Here is a 15,121-nt window from a genome sequence, read left to right as displayed (position 1 = left end):
TAATACATGTTTAAACTAAACCTCAAAATCGCTTTGCGAAACCTTTGGAGAAATAAAGGATTTACCTTGATCAATGTTGGCGGACTGGCTATTGGCTTGGCCAGTTGCATGATGTTGTTGTTGTATGTAGCCTACGAATGGAGTTATGATAAGCAGTTTACGGATAGTGATAAAACTTATGTTGTTTATCAAAACTCCGTTGCTAATGGTAAGACGTTTAGCTGGGCCTGGACACCAAATGCAATGGCAGAAGAGGTAGCAGCAAAAGAGCCAGGTGTTAAATATGCATCACACTCTACTTATCCTAATTCGAAGCTAATTACTAATGGTGATAAAAGAATTACTGGAAGAGCTGTTTTTGCAGATAGGTTTTTTGCAAAGATATTGGACTATAAATTCCTAAGTGGTAATCCAGATCAAGTTATGAAAGGCGTTAATACCATCATTCTTACCAGGTCTTTTGCCAAGCGACTATTTGGAAATGAAGATCCGATAAATAAACTTGTAAAGCTTGATAATCAGGATATATTGAAGGTTGAGGCAGTGATTGAGGACGTACCTGCTAACAGCAGTATACAGTTTGAATATTTAATACCCTGGGCACTGTTTGAACAGAGAGAATCTTGGGTACGTGGTGTTAACTGGGGTAATAACATGTGCCTTACTATTGTTCAGTTAAAAGACAATAGTTTCTTTAGCGAGGCAAATGCTTCCATGAAAGGAATCTATAAAAGAAATGATAAGGGAAACACTGCGGAAGCTTTGTTACATCCACTGACCAAATGGCATTTGTTTAACGATTTTGAAAATGGAAAATCTGTTGGAGGTAAAATAGAACAGCTCAAGATATTTTTATTGCTTGCCTTCTGTATCCTGCTGATTGCGTGCGTAAACTTCATGAACCTATCAACCGCCCGCTCTGAGCGTAGGGCAAAAGAGGTAGGAATACGTAAGGCAATTGGCTCTACACGTAAATCGTTAATAGGTCAGTTTTTTATTGAGTCAATATTTATCACATTCGTTTCTACCGTTTTAGCCTTTATTCTGGTAGAGGTTAGTTTGCCGTACTTTAATCATCTGTTAAATATTGATTTGCAATTTGAATATGCCAGTTTAAAATTCTGGGGCATGCTTATTGGATTGATGATTTTTACTGGTCTGATTGCCGGAAGTTACCCGGCACTTTACTTATCTTCTTTCGAGCCTATTGCTGTATTGAAGGGTTTAAAAATCAAATCAGATTCGTCGATATCTGTTCGAAAAGTTTTGGTGGTTGTACAATTTGTTTTTGCTGCATGTTTGATTGTTTGCACTTCAGTTATCTATCAGCAGCTTCAATATGTGCAGAACAAACCTATCGGATATGATAAATCGAATCTGGTTCAAATCGAGATTCAGGGCAAAATGCGTAATGAAAGCAAGCAGGATTTGCTTAAAACCCAGATACTGAAATCAGGAGCAGCGACAGGCGTAACTTTTTTCAGTAAAGACATTACGGAAGATGGAAATAACACCACAAATGTGTCTTGGGAGGGTAAAAACCGAGGTGAATCTATATTGTTTAATAATAGGGGTATAGGAAGCGATTTTATTAAGACAATAGGAACTGAGTTAATCAGCGGAAGAGAGTTCTCTACTAAATTCCACAACGATAGTAATGCTGTAATGCTTAATGAAGCTGCTGTGAAAATGATGCGGCTAAAAAATCCAATTGGTGCTATAATCACCTGGGGCGATACAAAGCTTACCAATGTTGCGGTAGTTAAAGACTTTGTTGTGGAAAGTGCTTATCAACATGTTGCGCCAATGATATTCTATCCTAGTTACAAAGATGGCCCATCTGTGATGATTGTTCGCTTAAACCCAAATCAAAACATCAGTTCCTCTCTGGGAAAAATAGATTTGCTGGTAAAAGAATTGGAACCAGATTATCCGGTGAGCAGAAAATTTGTTGATGAATCTTTCGAGTTAAAATTCCAAAATGAGAAACTATTGGGCACGTTGTCAAATTGGTTTGGTGGTTTTGCCATCTTTATTTCCTGTTTAGGTTTGCTTGGCTTAGCACTTTTTATGGCAGAGCAACGAAAAAAGGAGATCAGCATCAGGAAAGTTTTGGGTGCGAGCACGGCGAATATTCTTACGCTGTTAAACAAGGATTTTATCAAGCTGGTAGCCATTGCCAACCTAATTGCGTTTCCGATGGCTTATATCGCCATCAATAAATGGCTCTCAGCTTATGAATACAGAATATCTATTTCTGCATTTCCATTTATTATTGCCATTAGCCTTTCATTACTGATCGCGATTTTAACGGTGAGCATACAATCGATAAAAGTTGCCAAAGCGAATCCTGTTGATGCCTTGAAATACGAGTAGATTATGTTTAAACTTAACCTTAAAATCGCGTTGCGAAACCTTTGGAAGAATAAGGGTTTTACATTAATTAATGTTGGCGGTCTGGCCATTGGTTTGGCATGTTGTTTAATGCTGATGCTTTACGTAAACTACGAATGGAGTTATGATAAGCAGTATAAAAACCTGGAGAAGATTTATTTTGCGAAATTAAATCTAAAATTCAATGGAGAATTGGCTACAACAGGAGCGGTACCTTATAAGCTTGCAGATGCCGTGCTTCGTGAAATACCTGGGGTAAAAAATGCGACACGCATATCAATGTACCATGGTGCTAAGCTGTTCAGTCACAATGAAAGCAAGTTTAAATTGACATCTGCTTATGTAGACAAGTCTTTTATACAGATATTGAATTATAACTTTTTATACGGCAATCCTGTAACTGCACTGGATGAACCGGGATCAATGATTTTGACGGTTTCTACCGCAAAGAAATTATTTGGAACAGAAAATGTAGTTGGGCAAACACTCAGATGGGATAATCTTAAAGAGTTAAAGATTTCAGGTGTAATAGCAGATTTACCTAAAAACCAAAGTATCCAGTTTGAAGTCTTACAGCCATGGAGCTTTTTTGAGCAAATAAATCCGGGTATGGATAATGCAGGATGGGGAAGTATAGATTGCCAGACCATCTTTGAATTGAATGATCACGTTGCACTTAGCGACATCAATGCAAAGCTGAAGAATTTTATCGTTGCAAAAGATCCTACTGTAAAATCTTACGTGTATGAGCCGTTTTTGTTTCCTATTTCTAAAACCCATTTGTACAATGAGTTTAAAAACGGGAAACTTGTTGGAGGCAGAATAGATCAAGTAAAATTGTTTGGGTTTCTGGCGCTGTGTGTATTGCTTATTGCTTGTATCAACTACATGAACCTATCTACTGCCAGATCTGAAAAGCGTGCCAGGGAAGTTGGTGTGAGGAAGGCTTTGGGTTCTGGCAGAAGTTCCTTAATGAGGCAGTTTATTTTAGAATCAGTCCTGCTTTCTATTTTAGCGATGTTGGTCGCTTTTGCTTTATTGGAGGTGTCTCTTCCGTATTTTAATAATCTTCTCGGTATAAATATTCTGATTGATTATAGATCTTATTTATTCTGGGGCTTGTTGGTGGGACTTGCTTTAACGACAGGATTATTGGCAGGCAGTTATCCTGCGTTCTATTTATCTTCCTTTATTCCAATAAAAGTGCTGAAAGGTTTTAAAGGCAGCTCTGGTTCGCTTAGTATTAGAAGATTACTTGTTATAGTTCAATTTAGTCTCTCCGTTTGTATGATCATCTCAGCTATAGTGGTGTATCGGCAAATCCAATTCCTTAAGGATAAGCCAATGGGATTCGATCAGAACAATATGGTTCAGCTAGATTTGGAGGGCGAACTGAAAAATTCTTCCAAGCTGGAACTTTTTAAAAGCAATTTGATTAAGGATGGTGTGGTTACTTCTGCCTCAGAATTTGCAGGAAATTTCACCGATGGAGGTTCGATTACCGGAGATATCAGCTGGCCCGGCAAGGCAGCAGATGATCATTCAATTATTAACTATCGGAGCACAGGATTTGACTACACGAAAACAATTGGCGCTAAAATATTGGCAGGTAGGGACTTCTCTTCAAAATTTCCCGCTGATACAAATAATTCTGTTTTATTGAATGCAACCGCTGTGAAGCTGATGAGCCTGAAGAATCCCGTAGGCACAATTATACACTGGGGCGATAACCAGCCTTTAAAAATTGTGGGCGTAATTGGCGATTACTTTAATGAGCAGCCTGGCAAAGCTGTTGAACCAATGATTTTTTATTACAGCATAAAGTCGAGCGCTATACTTCTACTTCGATTAAATCCAAATCGGTCGTTAAGCTCGTCAGTGCAGGCGATAACCAAGATCTCCCAGCAAATTAATCCAGCTTATCCTGCAAAGATCAGTTTTATAACTGCGGGAATGCAGGAAAAATTAAAAAATGAGAGATTGCTAAGCGTGCTGTCTAATGTTTTTGGTGGCTTCGCCATTTTTATCTCCTGTCTTGGGTTACTGGGGCTGGCATTGTATATGGCAGAACAGAGAAGCAAAGAAATTAGTATACGCAAAGTTCTGGGAGCTGACCTTAAAAGTATCCTGATTTTATTGAATAGAGATTTTATAAAATTAGTGATCGTCTCCAATATCATCGCTATCCCAATTGCGTTTATCATCGTGACCAAATGGCTTGGGAAGTACGACTTTAAGATAAATTTAACCGCCTGGCCGTTCATAATTGCCTTAATTGTATCGGTAGTGATTGCCATCCTCACCGTGAGTTTTCAGACGCTTAAAGTTGCCAAAGCGAATCCTGTTGATGCCTTAAAATACGAATAGAACATGTTTAAACTAAATCTCAAAATCGCGCTGCGAAACCTTTGGAAAAATCTGGGCATTACTGCTATCAACGTTGGTGGATTAGCTATTGCCTTGGGTTCTTTTATTTTGGTAATGATGTATGTGACGTATGAGACCGGTTTTGATAAAGATAATCCGAACTACGATAATATTTATTTGGTAGGCAGGAGCATGCCAGAGAGAAATTCCGATTACACTTCTCCTCCTTTGGCTAAAGCAATAAAGGATAACTTTCCAGAAGTAGAATCTGTAGGCAAGATACTTAAAGGAAGCTTTGAGTTTCCGGTGAGCAGCAAGAATGCGACAATATTTCTTTCCAACTATTTGGGAATGGATAGTGCGGCGGCAAAAATGTTTAATATTGAACCTGAAGGGGGACTTGTTGAGCCACGAAGCGAACTTACTGGGCTTTTTTACCTAAAAAAGGAACTATACAAAACATTGTTTCTTAATAAGAAAGATAAATCTCCTGAACAAGTCGCTTTTGGAAGTAAGGCCGGCGGTCAAACTGCCGAGTTACGTGGAATAGTGGAGGGGGAGAGACATTCTAATGTCACCTTTGATGGATTATTTGTCCGTAAGAATCTTGGTGATGATCAGGGTTACGGATACAACAATTATAACACATATATTCAGGTGGTTCCCGGTGCAGACATTTCCGTTTTGGAAAAGAAAATTGATGCCCTGTATCGAAAGGAATTACTTAAAAGCGGAGCTGACGCTAATGCTGCTTATTTTAAGCAAACAAAAATCTTCTTGGATCCGCTCAAGAATTTGCATTTGCGGCCAAAAGGCGGCAGCGATGCGAACTTCAAGATTTTAATTGCTTTGTCTGTTTTAGCGATGCTCATATTGGTCATAGCGTGTATCAATTTTACCAATTTAAGTATTGCACAAGCTACCAAGAGAGCCAAGGAGGTAGGAATTAAGAAAGTGCTGGGCGTATTTCGGTATCAATTGGCGATACAGTTTTTAATAGAGATATTGATACAATGCATTATAGCTACTCTCCTAGGCTTAACAATAGCTGAGGTAGCGCTACCATATTTTAATAACTTGTTTGATGTTCCGTTAAGTATTGGAAGTAGTTCACAAGCGCTCATCTATCAGCTTCCTTTAATACTTCTGGCGATTACAATAATAGCTGGCGTCTACCCTTCAATAGTTCTTTCCGGCTTTAAACCAGCCCTGGTACTGAAAGGGAATTTTCAAACGAGTAGAAATACTTACTGGCTTCGGAATGCACTTTTAGTGGTACAATTTAGCGTAGCTGTTATCTTTATTATTGGTCTGCTTGTCATCAGTGCCCAGCTTAAGTACATGCGTACGCAGGATACGGGCTTTAATACAAATCAGGTAGTTTATATTAAAAATATAACATTATTTACTGATCCAAAGATTTTTGCTCCTGTGCGAGAAAAAATTATGAAAATACCTGGCGTACGGTCGGTAACTGTTGCAAATAATATTCCTGATGGTTCAAAAAATGGTTCAAATGGATATACTGCAAATGGCAAAGAGGCATCCATTGAGTTTCTCGATGTGGATTTTGATTATTTTGAAACACTTGATATCAAGCCAGTTCAAGGTCGTCTTTTCTCTGAAAACTTTAAAGCAGATACTGCCAACTCGGTTATACTGAATGAAGCCGCTGTAGCTAAATACGGGTTAACCAATCCAATTGGAAAGATGATCAGGGGTTGTGATACGGAATATCAAATTGTTGGCGTGGTAAAAGATTTTAAGGTGCAAGGCTTTGAGGTACCTGTAGCTCCCACTTTATATGCTTTGAAAAATAAATGCGGGAATATGAAGACTCAGATTATGGTTAAAATTGACCAGGCAAAGATGACTTCGGCCCTGGCGGCTCTAAAAGATCAATGGTATGAGATCAACAAGCTTGATGGCGAAAACTTCAGGTATTATTTTTTAAACGAACTATACGGGAAGCTTTTCTACAAGCAGGAGCAACTGCAATCAGTCTTTTTCTTTGCTGCAGGGCTTACCATTTTTATTGCTCTTTTAGGGTTATTTGCCTTCGCTAAGTTCATAACCAATAATAGAAAAAAGGAAATCGCAGTACGGAAAATTTTGGGGGCAAGCGACTTACAGATTATGAAATTACTAAACATTTCATTTTTCAGGGTAGTGATCATCGCCAATTTGATCTCCTGGCCGATAGCATATATAATTACTAAAAGTTGGCTGTCAACTTTTGCCTATCGTGTAGAGATGCCAGTGCTTCCATTTTTGATTAGTGGCGTATTTACTGCAATTGTTACAATTATTACGGTAAGTATGCAGGCATCCGATGCAGTAAAGGCAAGCCCGGTATCAGCTTTAAAATATGAGTAGCTTAAAATATAAACAACATGTTTAAACTTAACCTTAAAATCGCTTTGCGAAACCTTTGGAATTACAAGGGCTACACATTGATCAACGTTTTGGGCCTTTCCATAGGTATGGCTAGTTGCATCCTCATCTTTATTTTCGTAAGGTACCAGTTGAGTTTTGACGAGGGCTACAAGAATGAGGACAGGATATTTAGGGTGGTTACAAACTGGAAGTACAATGCATTCGATGATTATTCTTCCGGTGTTCCAGCTCCTTTTCCGGCAGCTGCAAGAGCAGAATTTGCAGGACTGGAAAAAGTGGGTGCTGTAGTAAAAAGGGGTGCTATTGTTCATGTAAATGACGAGGCAGGCAGGGAGGTTTTTAAAAACAAGGAGGCTGTCTACTATGCAGAACCCGACTTTTTCGACATTATCAGTGTTGACTGGCGATATGGCAAAAAAGGAATCGCATTAAGAGAGCCAAATACTGTTGCCTTGTCTGAAGCTAAGGCTGTTCAGTTTTTTGGAAATGCTCAAAAGGCGATCGGAAGAAGCATCGCATCTGGTAGTAATAAGTCTTTAAAGATAACGGGAATATTTAAAAATATGCCTCAAAACAGCAGTTTTCCACTTCAAATTGTAATCAGTTATGAGAATTATAGAAATAAAAATCAAGTAAATTGGGACGCTGTGAATTCCAGTGCTTCTTGCTATATATTGTTAAAAGCAGGGCTGAAAGTCGCAGATCTTGACAAGTCACTTGCTGCTTTTAACCAAAGACATTATCGGGAAAACCACGTGTCCGGAAATCAGGTTAATGCTTTTCAATCATTAAGGGATATTCATTTTAGCGAGCGGTACGATAATTTTTCGGAAAACACCATCGGCAAGAGGGAAATATATGGCTTGGGAATTATCGGCCTGTTTTTAATACTAACAGCTTGTATTAACTTTATTAACCTGAGCACAGCACAAGCAGTAAACCGTTCAAAGGAGGTTGGAGTTAGAAAGGTAATCGGTGGAGAGCGCAGCCAATTAATTTTTCAGTTCCTAACGGAAACTTTTGCGTTGAGCATCATGGCATTGGTAATTGCCTGCGTGCTGACCGAGCTGGCTTTACCTTTTTTGACTAATCTATTAGATGGCAAGATAAGCTTAAGCTTATTCAGTCATCCTATCGTATTTGTTTTTATGGGGCTTCTCGTTTTGCTGGTCTCTTTCCTTGCTGGTTTTTATCCCGCATTAATTATCTCTGGCTTTAATCCTGTATTGGCTATTAAAAATAAGGTGAGTTTGGATAACAATGGTTTGAGTTTAAGAAAGGTACTGGTGGTAGTTCAATTTTCAATAACCATTATTCTCATTATCGGCACATTGGTAATTATGCGTCAAATGGAATATATGCGCAAAAAGCCTTTGGGTTTCAATACCAATGCCCTGGCTATGATTGATATTCCTGGCGATAGTTTAGCCAAAACTAAATTGTCAATTTTTAAAGAAAGAGCATTACAAATACCTGGTGTACTGGGATTAAGTTATTGTCAAACTTCTCCTCTTTCAGAAGATGTAAACTCTACAGATTTTACCTTCAATAACGTTAAGAATCATGATTTTGAAGTAAGAACTTCAAGGGCCGATGCAGATTTTTTTAAGGTATTTAATTTAAAGCTTATTGCAGGTAAGATTTTTCAGAAAAGTGACACTGCTAATGGTTGTATCGTCAATGAAACCTTTTTAAAGAAAATGCACATTTCTAATCCGGAGCAAGCATTAGGTAAGGTGCTGGATGCTTCAGGAAATTTATTACCTGTAGTTGGAGTGGTTAAAGATTATAACGATAAATCACTAAAAGAAGAGATTTCTGGGATTGCTATTTTTCAAGGAAAACAGGAATATTATTCGGCAGCATTGAAAATTGATCCCAAACAACTTGCCACAAGCATGAAGGAAGTTCAGAGACTGTGGAATGCAACGTTTCCCAATGGTGTATACGAAATGACCTTTGTTGATGAGGAGATCAATAGTTATTACCAGGGGGAGCATATAATGGGTACACTTTTCAGGGTTTTTGCAGGGATCATAATCTTCATATCTTTTATTGGTCTTTTTGGTTTGATATCTTTTGTTGCCGCACAAAAAACACGGGAAGTGGCCATTCGTAAAATCCTTGGTGCTACTACCTTCCAATTGGTAAACATGTTAAATAACTCCTTTCTACAAATGGTATTTATTGCCAATCTTCTAGCCTGGCCCCTTGCTTATTTATTTGTTTCCAAATGGCTTGCAGGTTTTGCTTACCGCATAGAAATTACAGTTTGGCCTTTTGTATTGGCCATGTGCATATCTATGGTCATCACACTTTTAACAGTGAGCCTAAGGTCTTACAAAGCGGCGACCAGCAATGCTGTTAACGCATTAAAATATGAATGATTTATAACTATAAAATAACTGATTATGTTTAGGTTAAATATAAAAATAGCACTTAGAAACCTTTGGAAATACAAGGGGTACACGCTGATCAATATATTGGGCTTGTCGGTAGGTTTGGCAGGATGCCTGCTAATTTTTATCTTTTTGAATTATCAGTTTGGTTACGATAAAGGGTATGAGAACAGCGACCGTATTTACAGGGTAGTGTCTTCCTGGAAATATGTTGATGGCGAGTTTTACTCCCAGGGTGTACCCAGACCATTGGTGCCCGCTATGAGGCAAGATTTCGCACAATTTGAGAAGGTTGCGGGCGTACGCAAAACCGGGGGTATTGTAAGATACCTGGGTGATGGGACAAAAGCTGAGGTAAAGAAAAGTGAGGCATTATTTTATGCAGAGCCAGAATTATTCGAGATATTAAAACTGAAATGGCTTGCAGGAACACCTGATAAGGCCTTAAAAGAACCATACACAATTACTTTGTCCAGAAAAACGGCAGAGATCTATTTTGGTAATTGGCAGGATGCTGTCGGCAAAAGTCTGCGTTTTAATAACAAAGATGACTTTAGGGTAACTGGTGTTTTTGAGGACCAACCGGAAAATACAAGTTTTGCGTTTAAACTAGTGGCTTCTTATAAAAGTGATCGCGAAGATCCTATAGGTTCCTGGGGCAGCGTATCATCGCGACAAGAGTGCTATGTGCTGTTAAAAAAGGGAATTTCCATTTCAAGTCTGGACGGTCCCCTTGCTGCATTCATTAAGAAGTATTATGTAGAAAAAGGACCAGGCAAAGAAAGTCACATCTTCCAGCCTCTGAAAGAAATACATTACGACGAACGGTTTGGGAATTTTGCAGGAAAAGTGATGCCACGATCAGAGATTATTGGATTGTTTGTGATTGGTATCTTCTTATTACTAACAGCCTGCATTAATTTTATTAACCTGGCAACTGCACAAGCCATTAGCAGGTCTAAAGAAGTGGGCGTCCGTAAGGTAATGGGTAGTATGAGGAAACAACTAATTTGGCAGTTTCTGAGCGAAACAGCTTTAATTACTGTCGTCGCACTGATGTTTGCATGTGTCATTACCGAACTCTCTCTACCGGGTATGGAATCTCTCTTTGGCGAAGGGATAAGTTTTAGTCTTTTTGGACATGCAGAGATCTACGTTTTTATGGCGGGGCTGATTCTTGTAGTGAGCTTTTTAGCCGGACTATATCCGGCTTTGGTGATGTCTGGTTTTAGTCCGGCTTTGGCGATCAAAAACAAAATCAGTTCTGCAAATGCAGGCGGTGTTGGACTTAGAAAATCATTAGTAGTCGTACAATTTTCAATCACCGCCATCTTAATTATCGGCACGTTCGTGGTCATGAACCAGATGAACTACGTACGAGGTAAATCCCTTGGTTTCGACAGCACCAGTATCGCAATGGTAAACATGCCATCCGACAGCATTAGTTTGCTTAAGTTCAATACTTTTAAGGATATACTTTTAAAAAATAACAACATTAAAAGTGCCAGCTACTGCTTTACACCTCCATCTTCCTTAAATAATAACGAAACAAGTTTTAGTTACGATAACAGTAAGGATGCAGATTTTCAAGTAAATATTAAGGCGGCTGATGAGGACTATTTTAAAACATTCGGATTATCGATTATTGCTGGTAAACAGTTGTCTAAAAGCGATACCGTCAAAGAATATGTTGTAAACGAAACGCTATTAAAGAAGTTAAATGTATTAAAGCCACAGGATGCTATCGGAAAGATAATGAGTTTAAACGGACAACCTGGGTCAGTTGTAGGTGTAATAAAAGATTTTAACAATTCATCTCTGCGCGATAAAATATCACCCATTGCAGTATTCTCTTCCAAATCCAAGTATAGACAGTTGGCCGTGAAAATGGAATCTTCGCAAATGATCGGCACGATGAAGATGATTGAACATGAGTGGAATAAGTTATATCCTGATTATGTCTACCAATCAGAGTTTATGGAAGAGAATATCAAAAATTATTACGAAACGGAAATGGTAATGGGCGTTTTATTTAAGGTGTTTTCAGGTGTAGTTATCTTTATTTCCTTTATCGGACTATTCGGACTGATTTCCTTTGTAGCCACACAAAGAACACGGGAAATTGCAATTAGAAAAGTGTTAGGGGCAACAACAGCAGAGTTGGTTGGCATGCTCAATAAATCATTTCTCTGGATGGTATTAATTGCCAATTTAGTTGCCTGGCCAATCACTTACATCTTTGTTTCTAAATGGCTTGCAAGCTTTGAATATCGTGCTCCGCTAAATATCTGGCCATTTGTATTAGCAATGACCTTATCTGTAATTATTACTTTAATTACGGTAAGTCTTCGCTCTTACAGAGCAGCTAAAACCAATCCTATAGATGCTTTAAAATACGAGTAAAACTTTCAAACGACAACATAATGATAGCGCTAAAAGAAATTGAGAAATATTACTCCAATAAAGGAGTAAAAAGTTACGTGCTCAGGCATGTTAGTACCACCATTAACCAGGGAGAATTTGTATCTATAATGGGGCCTTCAGGTGCCGGCAAATCAACTTTGCTAAATATTATTGGCATGTTGGAAGAACCTACCTACGGAAAGTATGAGTTTTTAGGTGAGGACGTAACTTCATTAAACGAACGCAAACGTATTGAACTATATAGAAATCATATCGGGTTTGTGTTCCAGGCATACCATCTGATTGATGAGATGACAGTTGCCGAGAATATTGAGGCACCCTTGATGTATAAGAAAATAGGAGGGTCTGAGCGTAAAAGTCGCGTTGCAGATATGCTGGATCGTTTCAATATGGTAGGTAAAAAGGATCTTTTCCCCAATCAATTATCCGGCGGTCAGCAGCAGTTGGTTGGCATTGCAAGGGCTCTGGCTGCACAACCGTCTATAATCCTGGCTGATGAGCCAACCGGCAATTTGCAATCGGCACAAGCGCTGCAAATTATGGAGCTGTTTAAAAAGCTCAACGAAGAAGAAGGGATCACCATTATCCAGGTTACGCACTCTGAAGTCAACGCTGGCTATGGCAGCCGAATTTTGCATTTACTGGATGGGGTAATAAAAGAAGATATTTCTGTGAAACAGTAAGATATGTTTAGACTCAACTTAAAAATCGCATTTAGAAACCTCCTCAAAAATAAGGTCTATGCCGTTATTAATATTGGCGGGCTAGCCATTGGTTTAACTGCATTCGTACTCTTACTTCTTTTCGTAAATCATGAGCTAAACTTCGATAAGTGGAGTCCTGCGCTGAAAAATGTTTACCAGATTAGAGAACGGCATGACTTCTCTTCACCTGATAATAAACAGCACTGGCAGGAAATAAACGATACAAGGACGGCTAGTCTGGTAAGAAGCAAGATTCCGCAATTTACTGCGGTAACAAAGGTTGACCAGAGCTGGGGTGATGGCTTTTCTGTCAAAATAGAGAATGCGGATCCGGTGATGGTAAAGAACATCAAAAACGCAGATTCCCTGTTCTTTAAGGTTTTCCCTTATGAATTTACACAAGGCGATAGGCTTAGTTCTCTAAATGCTCCTAAGTCAATTGTATTAAAGCATAGTTTGGCCGTAAAGCTTTTTGGTACTGATAAAGTACTTGGTAAACAGGTTAAAGTGCTAATGTGGCGCACTGACAAAGGTACACTCCTTACCGTTACTGGTGTGGTCGCAGATCCTAAATCTCCGGAAAGTGTTGAGTTTAATGCCATCATCAGAACCGGTGACTTGGATAAGGACAGTGAAAACATAGAAGAATCACATTTTTCGCACGTATACGCGCTCGCCAGCGGACCAATTGACAGTTTGGCTACCAATAAGTTGCTGCAGAAAGTATACGTAGATTTTAAAAAGGCGTCATTCAAGGCAAGGAAAATTACTTATGATGAATTTTATAAAAACGATAAAAAGCCCGGTCTTAAAGCAATAGCTTTACAAGACGTACATTCCAATCCACCGTTTACTTCCAGCTGGTTTGATCAGATTAGGCCGGTTATAGCCATTTCTATTTTCTTGTTGCTGATATCTATTATCAATTTTGTAAACCTGGCCACTGCACAGTCTGTACAAAGGGCTAAGGAAGTAGGTGTAAAGAAGGTACTGGGCGTTTATAAAAAGGAACTCATTGTGCAGTTCTTGTTAGAGTCCGGGATACAAAGTCTTATTGCGCTATTTGTCAGTGTTGTCCTTGTAGAAGTGCTGCTTCCTTCCTTTTGTACTTACTTTGATGTGCAATTGAGCTTTTGGCGCAGTGAGCAGCTGGTTGGTATTTTACTGCAATTGCTTGGATTATTCATTCTGATCACTCTTTTGGCAGGCTTTTATCCTGCATGGGTTTTATCCAGCTATGATCCGGTAAAGGTTTTAAAAGGAAATTATGAAAGTGGCTTTAAAGGAATTGCTTTGAGAAACGGGCTGGTAATTGCACAATTTATTATAGCGGTAACATTCATTATTGGTATTGGGGTAATGCATTTACAAACCAGTTATGTGGCTAATAAAGATCTGGGTTTTAGAAGAGACAAACTCATTAATATTTCAACAAACTATAACCGCGAAGATCCTTTTGGGAAAAGCGTAAAGCGTATACCTGGAGTTAAGTATGTTGCCACTACAACCCAGATTTTGGGCAATACGTTCAACATGCCCCAAGAGATTATTTACAACAATGAAAAGTTTGATATTAACTCGGTCACTGTAAGTATGGAAGCGTTGAACGCACTGGGAGTACAGGTCGTAAGTGGCAGGATATTTTCTAAAGAATACAAACAGGACACTATAAATTCAGTTGTGTTAAACCAGGCAGCGGCAGATTTGATGGGTAAGAATCTGGTGGGTAAACACTACGAAGTAAAATCAGATGATGATAAATATAAATTTCAAATAGTTGGGGTAATCAAAGATTATCATAATGAGGGATTTGATAAGGCTGTTTTGCCAACTGTTTATAAAATTACAAATTTAGGTGGCGTGGGTTTCACCAATAATATGCTGGTCCGGTTCGACAGTGATAACTATAAAGATATAGTAAAATCAATTGAAAGGGAATGGAAAAAGTTGTATCCGGAATTTCCGATGAAGTATTCTGCTGTTGAGGATACCTTTCAAGAGTCGTTAAAGTCTACAAAACGCATCATGCAACTTGGTGTGGTATTTAGCACCATATCCGTTTTGCTTTCATTATTGGGATTGTTTGCTTTATCTACTTTTGTCGCTAAACGTAGAACAAAAGAGATAGCAATCCGCAAAATCCTCGGTGCTTCAAACATACAGATTGTCAATATGCTTAATCGGTCTTTCCTTTATCTGGTAATAGCTGCAAATTTAATTAGCTGGCCTATTGCTTTCATTTTGACCAAGAAGTGGCTGGATGGATTTGCTTATAGAATTGATTTGCCTGCTGCGCCATTCTTTGTAGCCACGATGCTTTCATTGGTCGTTGCTATCCTTACTGTAAGCATACAGGCCAGAAAAGCGGCAGTAAATAACCCTGTTGATGCATTAAAATATGAATAGCCACATATAAAGCACACCGCGTATCTTTGT

7 protein-coding genes are annotated in these 15,121 nt (G+C 38.7%); all 7 read left to right on the top strand.

Translation table 11 applies throughout. The annotated features are described in order from the left end of the window. The first annotated feature begins 6 nt into the window (after positions 1-6). The 7 genes from ACXZ1K_RS15345 to ACXZ1K_RS15315 are packed head-to-tail and all read left to right on the top strand — an operon-like array spanning position 7 to position 15,091. Positions 7-2,376, top strand: a complete 2,370-nt coding sequence (locus tag ACXZ1K_RS15345) for an ABC transporter permease (protein ID WP_458970553.1) — start codon at positions 7-9, stop codon at positions 2,374-2,376. A gap of 3 nt (positions 2,377-2,379) precedes the next feature. Further along, complete coding sequence (locus tag ACXZ1K_RS15340) at positions 2,380-4,761, top strand: ABC transporter permease (protein ID WP_458970552.1); 2,382 nt, start codon at positions 2,380-2,382, stop codon at positions 4,759-4,761. Between the two features lie 3 nt (positions 4,762-4,764). Further along, positions 4,765-7,137, top strand: coding sequence for an ABC transporter permease (locus ACXZ1K_RS15335; RefSeq protein ID WP_458970551.1), 2,373 nt, complete (start codon positions 4,765-4,767; stop codon positions 7,135-7,137). Positions 7,138-7,154: 17 nt separating this feature from the next. Next, the gene (locus ACXZ1K_RS15330; RefSeq protein ID WP_458970550.1) at positions 7,155-9,545 is read left to right on the top strand and encodes an ABC transporter permease; all 2,391 of its coding nucleotides are present in this window, start codon (positions 7,155-7,157) and stop codon (positions 9,543-9,545) included. A gap of 24 nt (positions 9,546-9,569) precedes the next feature. Then, positions 9,570-11,960, top strand: a complete 2,391-nt coding sequence (locus ACXZ1K_RS15325; protein WP_458970549.1) for an ABC transporter permease — start codon at positions 9,570-9,572, stop codon at positions 11,958-11,960. 20 nt (positions 11,961-11,980) lie between these two features. After that, entirely contained in the window at positions 11,981-12,664 is a 684-nt protein-coding gene (locus tag ACXZ1K_RS15320) for an ABC transporter ATP-binding protein (protein ID WP_458970548.1), read from the top strand. 3 nt (positions 12,665-12,667) lie between these two features. Then, entirely contained in the window at positions 12,668-15,091 is a 2,424-nt protein-coding gene (locus tag ACXZ1K_RS15315) for an ABC transporter permease (RefSeq protein WP_458970547.1), read from the top strand. Positions 15,092-15,121 lie beyond the last annotated feature (30 nt).

Source organism: Pedobacter jaeyakensis (assembly GCF_054461315.1).
Note: the sequence above shows the minus strand (reverse complement) of the source record. Positions and strands in the feature narration are given on the sequence as shown.